The sequence below is a fragment of the Ensifer sp. KUDG1 genome (assembly GCF_050434285.1).
Lineage (GTDB): Bacteria > Pseudomonadota > Alphaproteobacteria > Rhizobiales > Rhizobiaceae > Ensifer.
Map to the genome: position 1 here is coordinate 78,437 of NZ_JBNDIG010000011.1, position 12,292 is coordinate 90,728.

Annotated in this window: 11 protein-coding genes; 4 read left to right on the forward strand and 7 right to left on the reverse strand. The window is 62.9% G+C overall.

Translation table 11 applies throughout. From position 1 onward, the window contains the following. Positions 1 to 13: 13 nt before the first annotated feature. The 6 genes from M2267_RS24425 to M2267_RS24450 all read right to left on the reverse strand — a co-directional run bounded on the left by M2267_RS24425 (position 14) and on the right by M2267_RS24450 (position 4,814). Positions 14 to 1,573 (reverse strand): polyamine aminopropyltransferase, encoded by a 1,560-nt coding sequence (locus tag M2267_RS24425; RefSeq protein WP_429117934.1) that lies wholly within the window; start codon positions 1,571 to 1,573, stop codon positions 14 to 16. Next, entirely contained in the window at positions 1,570 to 1,806 is a 237-nt protein-coding gene (locus M2267_RS24430; RefSeq protein WP_429117937.1) for a hypothetical protein, read from the reverse strand. Before M2267_RS24430 ends, M2267_RS24425 begins: the two co-directional genes overlap by 4 nt. Continuing rightward, positions 1,803 to 2,465: a hypothetical protein gene (locus M2267_RS24435; protein WP_429117939.1), complete on the reverse strand. Its 663-nt coding sequence runs from the start codon at positions 2,463 to 2,465 to the stop codon at positions 1,803 to 1,805. The genes M2267_RS24430 and M2267_RS24435 overlap by 4 nt, the downstream gene beginning before the upstream one ends. 12 nt (positions 2,466 to 2,477) lie before the next feature. Further along, on the reverse strand, positions 2,478 to 3,329 hold the full coding sequence (locus M2267_RS24440; RefSeq protein ID WP_429117941.1) for a DUF350 domain-containing protein: 852 nt from the start codon (positions 3,327 to 3,329) through the stop codon (positions 2,478 to 2,480). A 66-nt stretch (positions 3,330 to 3,395) separates the two neighbouring features. Continuing rightward, positions 3,396 to 3,791, reverse strand: coding sequence for an adenosylmethionine decarboxylase (speD, locus tag M2267_RS24445; RefSeq protein ID WP_429117944.1), 396 nt, complete (start codon positions 3,789 to 3,791; stop codon positions 3,396 to 3,398). Between the two features lie 45 nt (positions 3,792 to 3,836). Further along, a complete protein-coding gene (locus M2267_RS24450; RefSeq protein WP_429117947.1) occupies positions 3,837 to 4,814 on the reverse strand; it encodes a DUF808 domain-containing protein in 978 nt (325 codons plus the stop codon). A 261-nt stretch (positions 4,815 to 5,075) separates the two neighbouring features. Between M2267_RS24450 and M2267_RS24455 the strand changes: the two genes are divergently transcribed. Genes M2267_RS24455 through M2267_RS24465 form a run of 3 tightly spaced genes read left to right on the forward strand, consistent with a single transcriptional unit; the run spans position 5,076 to position 10,068 of the window. Beyond that, positions 5,076 to 5,678 carry a TetR family transcriptional regulator gene (locus M2267_RS24455; RefSeq protein WP_043611063.1) on the forward strand — a complete coding sequence of 201 codons (603 nt, stop codon included), beginning with the start codon at positions 5,076 to 5,078 and terminating at the stop codon, positions 5,676 to 5,678. A gap of 56 nt (positions 5,679 to 5,734) precedes the next feature. Then, positions 5,735 to 6,886 (forward strand): efflux RND transporter periplasmic adaptor subunit, encoded by a 1,152-nt coding sequence (locus M2267_RS24460; protein WP_429117950.1) that lies wholly within the window; start codon positions 5,735 to 5,737, stop codon positions 6,884 to 6,886. 26 nt (positions 6,887 to 6,912) lie between these two features. Then, on the forward strand, positions 6,913 to 10,068 hold the full coding sequence (locus M2267_RS24465; RefSeq protein WP_429117953.1) for an efflux RND transporter permease subunit: 3,156 nt from the start codon (positions 6,913 to 6,915) through the stop codon (positions 10,066 to 10,068). Positions 10,069 to 10,122: 54 nt separating this feature from the next. Here the strand turns inward: M2267_RS24465 and M2267_RS24470 are convergent, their stop codons facing one another. Further along, a complete protein-coding gene (locus tag M2267_RS24470; protein ID WP_429117956.1) occupies positions 10,123 to 10,920 on the reverse strand; it encodes a C1 family peptidase in 798 nt (265 codons plus the stop codon). A gap of 339 nt (positions 10,921 to 11,259) precedes the next feature. Here M2267_RS24470 and M2267_RS24475 point away from each other — a divergent pair, with 339 nt between their 5' ends. Continuing rightward, a complete protein-coding gene (locus M2267_RS24475) occupies positions 11,260 to 12,189 on the forward strand; it encodes a substrate-binding domain-containing protein (RefSeq protein WP_429117959.1) in 930 nt (309 codons plus the stop codon). Positions 12,190 to 12,292 lie beyond the last annotated feature (103 nt).

A 12,292-nucleotide genomic window follows, 5' to 3' on the forward strand; every position in this document is an offset into this window, starting at 1 on the left:
GCTTTCCGCAGCGCTATCGATAATTCCGCCAGCCGGCGAGGTAATAATCGAGCAAGGCGGGGCGATCGAGCGTGTTGACCTCGACCCCGTCTGCGATCACGTCCTTCTCGAACAGGAAGTGTTTGGCGAAGTTTGCTTCGTCGAGATAGCGCGTTTCCACCTTGAGTGCCGGTCGCGCCGGATCGAGAGCGGTGTCACTCGCCAGCACGAACCCCCAATCGCCGAACGAGGGAACGTTGGCGTGGTAGGGGTAGAGATTGGCGAAGCCTGCAGCCTCCACAGTTTTGGCAATGCTCGCAAAGGCCCTTGGTGCGAAATAGGGGCTCGTCGCCTGGGTCACGAGCAGCCCACCGGGGACGAGATTGTTGCGGACCAATCGGTAGAATTGTTTGCTGTAGAGCCTGGCGAGCCCGCTGTTGTTGGGGTCCGGCAGGTCGGCGATGATGAAATCGAAGGGCGCGCGATTTTCCTGCAGGAAGCCGAAGGCGTCGCCGAGAACGACCCTGACCTTGTCCGATGCGAGCGCGTCGCCGTTGAGCGCCAGAATATGCGGGTTGCTCCGGGCGAGGTCGATCATCTCCGGGTCGAGATCGACCAGCACGACTTCGCGGACATCGGGATATTTCAACAGCTCTCTCGCGGCGAGGCCGTCGCCGGCGCCGAGCAGAAGCACGCGGCCGGCCGGCCGCGTCGCCAGCGAGAGCGGAATGTGAACGAGCGCCTCGTGGTAGCGATATTCGTCGATCGATGAAAACTGAAGATTGCCGTCGAGATAGAGCCGCACGTCGTCCCGATCCTTGGTCAGGACGATGCGCTGGTAGCGCGACTGGTCGCTATGGACGATGCGATCTTCGTAGAGGCTCTGGTCCCAGCGTTCGAGGAAGTAGTGCGAGAGCGCGATCAGCGCGGCGAGCAGCACCGTCAGGACAAGCGTCAGCCGCATGAGCGGCCGCGACCTTTCGCCGATCTCGTCACCAAAGACCCGGAGCACCGCAAAGCCGATGGACATGTTGGCGAAGCCGAAGAGCAGCGACGATTGGTAGACCCCGAAGAACGGCAGCAGGAAGAAGGGGAAGGAGATGGTGGCGATCAGCGCGCCGAAATAATCGAACGAGAGGATGTTGGCGATGTTCACCTTGAGCTGGTTGTAGCGCTCCATCAGCCGGGTGAGGAACGGGATCTCCAGACCGATCAGCACGCCGATGGTGACGGTGAAGATCAGGTAGAAATGGATGAAGAAGCTCGTCCAGGCATAGGCAAAGTAGAGAACCGGAATGCTCACGCCGCCAAGGAAGGCGAGTGCCAGTTCGATCTGGACGAAGCGGACCAGCAGATTCCGCTCGATATACTTCGACAGATAGGTCCCGACCCCCATCGAAGCCATGTAGATGCCGATGGTCAGCGAGAAGAACTTCACGCTGTCGCCGAGGAAATAGGAGGCCGTGGTGGCGATCAACAATTCGTAGATGATCGAGCACAGCCCGGAGATGAAGGCGCAGAAGACGAGCGTCAGCGAGCGCCTGGAGCTGCCTGTCGATCGTTCATCGGGCGCATTTTCCGGGATCTCGGTCACTTGCCGCTTTCCGGACCGCCGCCCAGCCGGTTGGTTCCGTTGACGCTGCCGGCGCGATTGCTTGGCTCGTGGTAGGTTTCAGGGCCGCCCCAGTACCAGCGCGATGAGCCGGAACTAGAACCGCCGTGGCCGGAATAGCCATAGCCGTCGAGCGCGAAATAGAAGAGGGCGATGTAGATCGCGCCCAGGATCGTCGCCGTGACATATACCACGCGTCTGGTCTCGTTCGTCATGAGCGGAACCTCGTTGCCAGCCGAATAATCGTCCGGTTGACGATTTCGTTGACCAGGAGACCGATCGAGAGCGTGAGGACGCCGAAGATCAGGTGTGGGATGCTGCTGCCATAGCTTCGGCTGATAGCCACCCTGATGGCGTTCGCGCGGACGGGGCCCTGTGCCTTGACGTTCAGGTAGTATGCGCCCGGCTGCGGAATTGTGAGCTTCATTTCATAGATTTCGTCAGCCTCTTCCCAAGGGCCATCGCTGTCGGCTCCGATTTCATGCCAAAGCTCCTGGCCGAAGGACAGCATGTAGTCCTTTTCGGCATCGAGCAGTTCCACTTCGACGAAAGACCACCTGTTCACCTGGACGTCGGCCGTCACTTGAACCCGGAAGACCTGGTTGGCGCGCGTGACCATGAAGGGGCCGATCAGCTCATAATTCTGCGTCGGCACGCGTTCGCCCGCTTCGTCCGCTTCGACCGCCGCCGGCGAGCTCGCCGCCATCCTCGCCGGGCCGGTGAAGATCTTCTGCGATTCCCAGCTGAAGACCCAGGCGGTGAACAGGCTCAAGAGGCCGAAGCATATGTAAACCGATGCGATCCGGCCGTAATCGAGCCCGGCCGCGATGGTCGGCCCGCTGCCGGTGGTTTGCTTGCGATACGCATCTGCCACGCTTGCGCCCGCCTACAACAGAAATGCGAGAACGGTGGCGAACGCGATGGCGCTGGACGCCTCGAGGATCCCGGCGCCGATATTGCCATCGTCGCGGATTTCCCGCGCCAGCGACTGGCCAGGGATGATCGACCGGTCGATCGCCACGCGGATGACCGGCAGGAAGATGAAGGCGATCAGGTTCGCGGTCGCGAATTGCAGCAGGTCGCTCTTCCAGTCGCTGAAGTTGCCGGCCGAAGCGTTCATCACGATGATCGCGAGCGCAATCACGTGGCCGCAAAAGGCGATGCCTGCTGCGGAATTCTTGCGCAGAAGTTCGTCGTGGATGTCGTAGGGCGAAAGCTTCTCGTAGACAAAGGCGAAGACGAACAGGGAAACCTGCCCGAGCACGAAGAAGACGACGGCGGATACAACGCCACCGCCTTCGCCCGATATCGCCCCCGCCGCAATCAGGCCGGTGGCAAAGTAGACGCCGAAATGGACCGCCCCGACGCCGGTGTTCTTCTCGTGGACGAGCTGTTCGGTGTCGCTGAACCTTCGCAGGATCGCCGCATCGACGATCCAGCCGCTGAGGTTCAGCATGACAAGGCCGAGCAATGCATAGCCGCCGACGGAAAGCAGGTCCTGCGTCAATCCGTTTGAGGGGCCGACGAGTGCAGCGCAATAGATGACGGCTGTCGCGAGATAGTAGCCGCTGGTCGCGATCGCGATCGCCTGGTTGTCCTTCGAAGCCAGCTCGTGATCGATGTCATAGGGCCGGAGCATGCCCTTCAGCCATTTCGAAAGCAGGAACAGAACGAGATAGAGAAGGACGAATGCCGGCGCCCGCGCGACATCGTCGAAAACGAAGTTCCTGAAGTCCATGGAAGGCCCGTTAGATCGTAGGCTGTGAAAATGCTGGAAGAGGCTTATGCGGCTTCGCGTCGTCGTTCAAGGTGCGATGCAACTCTCGGCTGAAAGAAGTGGCTCGGAACCTCTGGCGACCGCGGTGATCTTGATATCCGTCGGGTTGAAACGTCGCTTGAGCGGGGCGATGGCATCCCTCGGATCGCAGCCGCCGCACACGAAAACGTCGAGCGCCGCATATCCGGTCTCCGGCCAGGTGTGGATGCTGATATGCGATTCCGCGAGCAAGGCGACGCCCGTCACGCCGCCCTCGCCGCCGAACTCGTGCAAGCGCACGTCGAGCAGGGTCGCGCCGCAGGCATCGGCAGCCTCGCGGAGGGCCTGGTCGATGCCGATGGCGTCAGCGAGCCCGGTCGCCCCCCAGAAATCGAGCAGCAGGTGCGTTCCTGCGGGGCGGTATCCGCTGTTGTCTTTAGCCATGCGTTTGGCCCTTCAGGCGGGGAGAGCGCTATCAAGCCGATGATTTCAGCCGCGCTGATCCCGCACTGGTCGCAGCCGGCTCCAGATCGGCGCGACGACGTTGCCCATGACGACGATGGTCGCGGCGCCGACGACGATGGCGAGCAGGGCCTGCTGCGCCGCGGTTGCGAGCCAGCCGACGAGGCCGGGGGCAACCTGAAGCGCCAGGGCGACGTGCTCGGAGATGTCGTGGATCAAATGTTCCGGACCGGCCTGGCCCATCTGCGCCATTCCGTGCACGAGGATGCTGCCGCCGACCCAGAGCATGGCGGCCGTGCCGATGGCGGCGAGCAGCTTGAGGAAGACCGGCATGCCGAGCACGAGCCCGCGGCCGAGCGGACGCAGGAGCGAGACGGGGTTCTTGGCAAGCGCGACGCCGGCGTCGTCGGCCTTCACGATCAGGGCGACCGCTCCGTAGACGGCGAGCGTGATGAGGATGCCGACGCCGGCCAGAACCGCGCCCTGCATGTAGATGCTGGCGTCGGCAACCGTCGAGAGCGTCAGCGCCATGATCTCGGCGGAAAGAATGAAGTCGGTGCGGATGGCGCCGGCAACCTTCTCATTTTCAAGTGCTGCCGGATCGCTGGTTGCGCCGAGCACTGCTTCCTCATGCGCATGGGCGGCATGGGGGAAAAGCGCGCCATAGAGCTTCTCGGCGCCCTCGTAGCAGAGATAGATGCCGCCGACCATGAGCAGCGGCGTGATTGCCCAGGGGGCGAAGTAGCCGAGCAGAAGGGCACCGGGCAGAAGGAAAAGCAGCTTGTTCTTGAGGGAGCCGAAGGCGATCCGCGCGATGATCGGCAGTTCCCGCTCCGGTGTCAGGCCGACGACATAGCGTGGCGTCACCGCCGCATCGTCGATCACCACGCCCGCAGCCTTGGTGCTGGCCTTCACCGTCTGGGCGGCGACGTCGTCGAGCGAGGCGGCAGCCATCTTGGCGATCGCGGTGATATCGTCGAGGAGGGCGATGAGACCTGTGGCCATTGATGGCTGAACCTTTGAGAGAAATCCGAAAAGAGGCGGTTAAGTCGCCAGTAACCACCATAGCGTGTCGAGTCAACGGCAGCCGGGGTTGCAGCAATCGCGGTCTCGGATCGCGGAGGCTTCCGGCGGTCCGGCGCCGGCCATTCTGGTCTTCAAACGTGATCGCGTCGCCCGCCTGTGCCATTGACGCACACCTCGTTTCGATTTACGACTGACGAAATACAAAATTCGTCAGTCGTAAATCGAAAGGCCAGCGATCCGGTGAGCAACGATATCGTCGTCGACCAGACACGGCAGGACAACATCACGCGCATCCTCGATGCGGCGGAGGGCTTGTTCCGGCATTTCGGCTACAGCAAGACCAACGTGGCCGACATCGCCCGCGAGCTCGGCATGTCGCCGGCAAACATCTACCGCTTCTTTGCGTCGAAGGCCGAGATCCACCAGGCGCTTTGCGCGCGCATGCTCGCCGCAAGCTACCAGCAGGCGCAGGAAATCTGCCAATTGCCGCTCACCGCTAGCGAGCGCCTGCGCCGCTACGTCCATGCCCAGCACCGCATGACGGTGGAGCTCATGCTCGACGATACCAAGGTGCACGAGATGGTGATCGTTGCCATCGAGCGCGAATGGCACGTCATCGACAAGCATATCGACCGGATCGACGCGCTGCTTGCCGACGTCATCCGCGAAGGCATTGCCGCGGGCGAGTTCCGCGACCAGGACGCCGATGCCGCGTCCCGCTGTTTCGGGGCTGCGACCGTCACGCTCTGTCACCCGCAAATGGTCGCCCAGTGTCTGAGCAAATCGAACCGTGCAAGCCCCGAAGAGCTGGTCGAGTTCGCGATTAACGCATTGAAAGTTTAGCAGAAATATTTCCGGCGCGGCTTCTGCCTGCGCCAGCCTGTTTTGGGAGTGCGAACATGTTTAAGCCCTTAGAATTTCGCCGCCGTATTTCATTCTTTGCCACTGCTGCACTCCTTACGACGCTCACGGCGACCCTTGCCGGCTGCTCGCAGGAAAAGACCGAAGTCGCCGCGGTCGTACGCCCGGTCAAGGTCGTCGAGATCGCCGATGCCGACACGGCCCGCCAGCTCAGCTATTCCGGCTCGGTTCGGGCGCGGACCGAAATGAACCTCGGCTTCCGCGTCAGCGGCAAGATCGTCGAGCGGGTCGTCAATGTCGGCGACCGGGTCAAGGTCGGCGATCTGCTCGCCCGTATCGACGCTACCGACTACGAGCTCGCCGTGCGCAGTGCCTCGGCCAATCTGGAAGCGGCCGAGCGCCAGGTCGAGACGGTCAAGCTGGTGCGCGACCGCGCCGAGCAGCTGCTCGCCCGGAAGTTTGCCTCGCAGGCCCAGTTCGATCAGTCGGTGCTGAGCTACAACCAGGCCGTGGCGACCCGCGACGCCGCGAAGTCGGCGCTGTCGCAGGCGGAAAACCAGGTGACCTATACGAACCTCGTCTCCGACCGGCCGGGCATCGTCACCACGATCAATGCCGATGTCGGCCAGGTCGTCGGCTCGGGCACGCCTGTCGCGACCGTCGCCGTCGAGGGCGAAAAGGAAGTGCAGGTCGCCGTGCCCGAGACGGAGATCGCCAACTTCAAGACCGGTCTTCCGGTGAAGGTCGGGCTCTGGTCCGACACCGACCTGTCGCTGGATGGCACGGTGCGCGAGGTGGCGGGTAGCGCCGACCAGCAGTCGCGGACCTTTTCCGTGCGGGTGAGCCTGCCGAACGATCCGCGGGTGCTGCTCGGCATGACCGCCACCGTCGAGGCTTCGGCCGGCAGCGGCAAGCCTTATGTCTCTGTTCCCTTGAGCGCGCTTGCGCAGAAGGACGGCTACACCATCGTCTGGGTTGTCGACCGCGGTACGGAAACCGTCCGCAGCCGCCCGGTCACGCTTTCCGACTTCACCACCGACGGCGTGCGCGTCACCGACGGCCTTGCGGTCGGCGACCTTGTCGTTGCCGCCGGGACGCAGTTCATGGCCGACGATCTCAAGGTGACGATCTCGAACGCGACAATGCAGCACTCCGCTTCGGCCCAGGCCGAAGTCCCCCTCCTGCGCTGACACCCGAAAACCGCGGAACCGAGCCGATGACCACCTCCTCTTCCGACGAAAAGCGGCCCTTCAACCTTTCCCGCTGGGCGATCGCGCATCCGAGCATGGCGCGTTTCCTGTTCGGCCTGATCATCCTTGCCGGCGTCTTCGGCCTGATGCGCATGGGGCAGAAGGAAGACCCGGACTTCACCTTCCGCGTCATGGTCGTGCAGGCCTTCTGGCCGGGCGCCTCGATCGAGGAGATGCAGGACCAGGTCGTCAACAAGATCGAGCGCAAGCTGCAGGAAACGCCGCATCTCGATTTCGTGCGCTCCTATACGCGTGCCGGCAGCGCGATCATCACGTTGCAGGTCGAAGGCGACACCAACGCGCAGCAGGTGGCGGACGCCTTCTATCAGGTCCGCAAGAAGGTCGGCGACATCTCCAACGAGCTGCCCGAAGGCTTGCTCGGTCCCTATTTCAACGACGAGTTCGGCGACACCTTCATCACGCTGCATTCGCTGAGCGGCGAAGGTTACAGCTATCCGGAGCTGAAGAAGTTCGCCATCCAGGCGCGTGACATGCTTTTGACGACGCCCGGCGTCGAGAAGGCCGTCATCATCGGCGACCAGCCGGAGAAGATCTATATCGACGTGTCCTCGCAGGTGCTGGCCGAGCGAGGTCTGACGCTCAACGACCTGCGCTCGACCATTGCCGGACAGAACAACATCGATCCGGCCGGCTCCGTCGATACCGGCACGCGCTCGGTGCGCATCTCGGTCGAAGGCAGTCTCGACAAGGTGGAGGACCTGAAGAACCTGAGGCTTCGCGCCGGCGGCCAGATCACCCGGCTTGGCGACATCGCCACGGTCAGCTCCGGTCTCGAGGATCCCTATTCGCGCAAGTTCCGCTTCAACGGCCAAGACAGCGTGCAGATCGGCGTCGTCATGGCCAAGGGCTTCAAGGTGACCGATGTCGGTAACGCGGTGGAGGTGACCTATGAGCGCTTCGAGGCGTCGCTGCCCTATGGCGTCAAGGTCGACCAGGTCTCCAACCAGCCCGAAGTGGTGAAAGAAGCGGTCGGCGAATTCATGAAGGCGCTCGGCGAGGCGCTGGCGATCGTGCTGGTCGTGTCGTTCCTGTCGATCGGCTGGCGTTCGGGCCTGGTGATCGCGATCAGCATCCCGCTGGTTCTGGCCGCGACCTTCGCCATCATGTACGAGCTCGGCATCGACCTGCAGCGCATCTCGCTCGGCGCCCTGATCATTGCGCTCGGGCTCCTGGTCGACGACGCCATGATCGTGGTCGAGATGATGGAGCGAAAACTGGAAGAGGGCTTGGTGAAGGTCGAAGCTGCGAGCTTCGCCTATACCTCCACCGCCTTCCCGATGCTGACGGGCACGCTGATCACCACGGCCGGCTTCATTCCTGTCGGCTTTGCCGCCTCGACCGCCGGGGAATATGTGCGCTCGCTGTTCTACGTGGTCGGCATCGCGCTCGTCGTTTCCTGGTTCGTCGCCGTCTATTTCACGCCCTGGCTCGGCAACATGCTCCTGAAGCAGCGCAGCCACGCGGGCAACCATCACGACGTCTTCGACACGCGCTTCTATCGCCATCTTCGCACGACGGTGACGTGGGCCGTGCGCCATCGCATCATCGTGCTGTCGACGACGCTCGCCCTCTTCTTCGTCAGCCTCTGGGCCTTCCAGTTCATTCCGAAGAACTTCTTCCCGCAATCGTCACGGCCGGAAATCCTCGTCGACCTCTGGCTGCCCGAAGGCACCAGCATCAAGGAAGTCGAGAAACAGGCCAAGGCACTCGAAGCCCGCATGATGGACGACGAGGACAAGCGCTTCATCGCCACCTACATCGGCGAGGGTGCGCCGCGCTTCTTCCTGCCGCTCGACCAGCAGCTTCGCAATCCGAACTTCGCCCAGCTTCTCGTGATGGCCAAGGACGAGCCGGCGCGCGAACGGCTGATCGCCAAGATGCGCGGAATTCTAGCCGCCGATTTCCCGTCGATCCGCGCCAAGGTCGATCGCCTGTTCCTGGGGCCCCCGACCGGTTGGCCGGTGCAGATGCGCATCATGGGACCGGACCGAGAAGAGGTGAGGCGCATCGCCGACCGCGTCAAGGCGAAGTTCCACGAGAACCCGCAGCTTGGCGCCGTGCATGACGACTGGCTGGAGCCGGTGCCGGGCATGAAACTGGTGATCGACCAGGACCGCGCCCGCGCGCTCGGCGTCACCTCGCAGCGCATCCGCCAGATGTTGCAGGCGAGCGTCACCGGTGCGCCGCTCGACAATTTCCGCGACGGCGAGGAGACGGTGGCGATCGTCGCCCGCGAGCCGGCGGACAGCCGCAAGCTGTTGAGCTCGGTCGACTCCATCTACATCCCGACCGACTTCGGTGGCTTCGTACCGCTCTCGCAGGTGGCCAAGGTCGTGCCGGTACTCGAACAGGGCATCGAATGGCGGCGCGACCGGCTGCCGACGATCTCGGTGCGCGGCACGCTGCCGGATGGCGTGCAGCCGAACGACGTGGCGATGAAGATGTTCGGTGAGATGCAGCCGCTGCGCGACAGCCTGCCTGCCGGCTATTCGATCGCAATCCAGGGCGGTGCCGAGGATTCGGCCGAAAGCCAGGCGTCGATCGCCGCCAAGGCGCCGATCATGCTCGGCGTCATCGTCATCCTGTTGATGATCCAGTTGCAGCATTTCGGCAAGGCAATGCTGGTTCTCGCAACCGGTCCGCTCGGCATCATCGGTGCGGCGGCTGCCCTTCTGATCAGCGGCGCGCCCTTCGGCTTCGTCGCGATCCTCGGGGTCATCGCGCTGCTCGGCATCATCATGCGCAACTCGATCATCCTCGTCGACCAGATCGACCAGGATATCGCGGCGGGCATGGACCGTGCCGAGGCGATCGTCGGGTCGGCCGTGCGGCGCTTCCGGCCGATCACGCTCACGGCCTTGACGGCGGTGCTGGCGCTGATCCCGATCTCGCGCGGTGTCTTCTGGGGACCGCTCGCCTACGCCATGATGGGCGGCATTCTGGTTGCCACCGTGCTGACGATCCTGGTTCTTCCGGCCGGCTATGCCCTCTTCTTCGGTCGCGAACCGAAGAAGGGTTCCGCCGAGCCTGAGACGGCGGAAAGCCTCGAGGCCGAGGACGCAAAGACCGTAGCCTATCCCGCAGCCGTGGCGGCAGAGTAGCGCCACGGCACCTTTCGAAGATGGCAGATCGGGCGGCGGGCAAGCCGTCCGACGTCAGCCGGTGATGTACATCGCCTGGCCCTGGGCGAGGCACTGGAACAGCTCATAGCCCATCCAGATATAGCCGCGGCGCCCGTTCCATTCGCAGCCCCAATTCTGACCGAAGCTGTTCTGGATGAGCACGGCCTGCTGCTCGTCGTCATAGCCGATGATCAACATGCAATGGCCGGTGTTCGGCAACTTTTCGAGCAGGCCTCTCAACGCACCTGGCCCTTCATATTGCATGAAGCCCTTGTTCAGGGACGTGCCGTAGCAAAGCGCGCCGCCCGCGACGATGACGGCCTTGATCGCGTCGAGATCGCTGGTCTCGACCGTCGCCCAGCCGGGGATCTGGAAGCTGGCATCGGCAAGGGCGTTGGGATCGTAGCGCGACCAGAGCTCGGGACAATTCGGGAAATAGGGCGCCGTCTTCCAGTTCGGGGTGCCGCCCTGCGTAAGCAGATTGAGATAGGAGGCCAGCTGTGATCCCGCGCAGCCCGTCTTCCCGTAGCTCTTCATCACTTCGATGTAGATATGGGCCGGACTTGCCTGCCGCACGGGTTGCAACGGCGCCTCGCCGGTCGAAACGGCCGCCCAATAGGTGGCAAGCCCGTAGGTCGTGGCCCAGGCGGCGCAACTGCCGGGACTGCCGACATGGCTCGGTGTGCCCTGCGCCTTGGGCGGCGGCAGATAAAGCGCGTTGACGCTTGCCGCGCTCGGCAGCGATGCCGGTATCGGCGGCCGGAGCAGCGGGCCGTCTTCCTTGATCGTGGGATCATAGCCGAAGTTGAGAATTGCTTCCTGTACGGTCATCGGGATCTCCTGCCGACAGCTTGGGTTGGGTGGGTGAAAGTCACGGATGCATGCGCCGCGCGCCGCCGATATGTCCGGTGAGACGACAGCCGAAAGCGGCGCCCTCGTTTCCCGAGGGGGCAGTCGAAATCTCCCCGGCGACCGCGGTGCGTGTGTCAAGATGACACACGTATAGGTTTATATTATCAGGATTATGCACGCTGAAAATCCTGGGTTTCGAAGGGTTTTTTATCATTCCATCGTTGCGCATAATGAAATGTGCGTTTCATTATTGACATTTAATGGATCATGCATTCCGTTTAGCGTTCATAAGTCGTCTGGTCCCCTGGGAGGTTTCGAATGAGGAAGTTGCTGTTTGCCGCCATGTCGGTTCTGCTGGCTGGCACCGCCCACGCCGAGAACATCGGCATCACCGTTGCCCGTTCCGACAGCGCTTTCCTGACCATCCTGCGTCAGGGCATGGAAGACCGGGCGGCCAAGCTCGATGGCGTGTCGGTCCAGGTCGAGGACGCCCAGAACGATCCGAGCAAGCAGCTGGACCAGGTGCAGAACTTCATTTCCTCCGGCGTCGATGCGATCGTCGTGGTCGCCGTCGATGGTGACGGCACTCCGGCGCTGACGAAGATGGCGAGTGCTGCCGGCATTCCGATCGTCTATGCCAACCATCCGCCGGCCGATGTCGATGCGCTTCCCGAAACGGCGGCTTTTGTCGGATCGAACGAGGTGGACTCCGGCACGCTGGAAACGAAGGAAGTGTGCCGGCTGCTTGGCGGCAAGGGTGCCGTCTACGTGCTGATGGGCCCGCTCAACAACCATTCGTCGCTGACCCGCACGAAGGATATCCACGACGTCATCGCCACCGACGGCTGCAAGGGCATGAGCGTGATCGAGGAGCAGAGCGCCAACTGGGATCGCCTCGAGGCCAGCAACATCATGACCAACTGGCTGTCGACCGGACGGGAATTCGATGCCGTCATCGCCAACAATGACGAGATGGCGATCGGCGCGATCCAGGCGATGAAGGCGGCAGGCACGGACATGTCGAAGGTGGTGGTCGGCGGCATCGATGCGACGCCGGATGGGCTTGCCGCCATGGCTGCCGCCGATCTCGACGTTACCGTCTTCCAGAACGCAATCGCGCAGGGCGCAACCGCGATGGATGCCGCCGTGGCCCTGGCGCGGGAGGAAAAGACGGAACGGCAGATCTGGGTTCCGTTCGAACTGGTAACGCCCGAGAACATGAAGGACTACGCCAAGGCGAACCAATAGACGGCCTTTGGCGTCAAACAATCACTGGTAGATCCCGGTTTTAAGCGATAGAGAAGCCGGCAGGCCGCTCGATACGGGCCTGCCGGCTTTTCTCGTGTCCAAC